The 1,479-nt window shown below is 56.9% G+C and carries 3 protein-coding genes; all 3 read right to left on the bottom strand.

The genetic code is table 11. From position 1 onward, the window contains the following. On the bottom strand, positions 1-757 hold a 757-nt coding region (locus tag B5G12_RS14155), incomplete at its 3' end, for a relaxase/mobilization nuclease domain-containing protein (RefSeq protein ID WP_158099732.1). Between the two features lie 50 nt (positions 758-807). Beyond that, positions 808-1,173 (bottom strand): hypothetical protein, encoded by a 366-nt coding sequence (locus B5G12_RS14150; protein ID WP_087325492.1) that lies wholly within the window; start codon positions 1,171-1,173, stop codon positions 808-810. Between the two features lie 3 nt (positions 1,174-1,176). After that, positions 1,177-1,479, bottom strand: a 303-nt coding sequence (locus tag B5G12_RS14145; protein ID WP_343286653.1) for a CD1845 family protein, incomplete at its 5' end; no start/stop codon positions are given.

The raw sequence follows: 1,479 nt of genomic DNA, 5'->3' as shown, positions 1-1,479 counted from the left end.
TCAAATCCTCCTGTGTGTAGCCCTTACCCAGACTGCGCAGCCGGACCGGCTTTTTCCAGCCAGGCGCGCAAAGCGTGATGTGCTTGCCCCGGCGTTCCACGATGCAGCCGGACTTTTTCAGTTCCGCCAGCAGAGTGTCCAGGTCGGTGGGCTTTTGCTCCAGCGCCCGATCGATGGCAAGGCGCAGCGTCTCCCGGTGGGAGGGCTTGGCGGCATCGCCCAGCCACTTGTTGTAGCTCTTGCTGTGAGGTTTTGGATTTTCCACAATGGAGTAGCCGTTTTCGATGCAGATGGTATCGCTCAGCCGCCGCACTGCCCGGGTGCTGCCCAGAAAATTGCGGAACTTGCGGTCGCAGTCCAGATTGACCGCATTCCAAATAATATGGTTATGGACGTGCGCCTTGTCGATGTGGGTGCAAACGATGAAGGCGTGATTGCCTTTTGTGAAGCGCCGCGCCAGCTCCTGCCCCAGGCGGTTGGCCTCCTCCGGCGTGATTTCCCCCGGCACAAAGGACTGCCGCAGGTGATAAGCGATGATGTCATCCTTCCCGCGCACCCTACCGGTGGCAGCAATGTACTGCCGCTTGGCCAACAGAAACTCGGCATCTGCAATTTCGCCGTTGCACTGGTAGCTGGTCACGAGCCGCCCTTCATCGGTCTTTGCCGGGTTCTTCACATAGTTAATACTATCCTGAATGGCCCGCCGTACCGACCGGCCCTTGCCGGTGTGCAGCGGCATGATACTTGTGGTTGCCATTATATCCTCCTAAAACAAAAAGAGCGGCCTGCTCGCGCAGGCCGCCGTTGTTATTCCAGTTCATCTGATGTATCTTCATCAAAGGCATCTTCCAGAAAGTCCAGCTTATCCTCCCAATCCTCCTCGTATACAAATCGCTCTCTGGGCGGGAAGCGCATTTCATATATATGTTGTGCCAGCGCCCGCACCTCCGGCCGCCGGTCTTTGGTCCGGTTGCGCAGCCAGGCCAGCTGCTCTTTGGACAACCGCCACGGCAGATTCAGCAGCCGGTTGACGGCCATCATCTCTGCCTTCTTTTCGGGAGGCAGGGAAGCACAGGCTTTGCAGATATGCGCCGCATGGCCCCGACCGCTGAACTTTTCATTCGCCTTATATTCGCCGCAAACTTTGCAGTAATGGCCGCGTTTTTTCTTCATGGTTTAACCATAGATCCTTTCCTGAATGAAATACCGCACTCCTTGCACCCTGCCCAGCAGCCAAAAGGCAGCCGCCGGCAGCCCGAAGGGGCTGGCCAGAAACGCCAGCACCAGGTAGATGATAAAACCTTCCACCGATGCAGAGAGCAGCAGGATCGCCAGCGCCAAAAGAGAAAGTACCGCGCTAGCCAGGCCCAGCACCACGCTGGACACGCACACCAGCCAGGTGAAAAACCAGACGAACAGGGCCAAAACAAGGCTCACCGGAGCAAAAAGAAGTTTCAGCATGAACCTGAGTAAAAAGAT

This window comes from Faecalibacterium sp. An58 (assembly GCF_002161515.1).
Taxonomy (GTDB): domain Bacteria; phylum Bacillota; class Clostridia; order Oscillospirales; family Ruminococcaceae; genus Faecalibacterium; species Faecalibacterium avium.
Note: the sequence above shows the minus strand (reverse complement) of the source record. Positions and strands in the feature narration are given on the sequence as shown.

Coding starts and splice junctions, on each gene's coding strand:
- B5G12_RS14150 (WP_087325492.1), bottom strand. CDS start 1,173: ATGAAGAAAAAACGCGGCCATTACTGCAAAGTTTGCGGCGAATATAAG.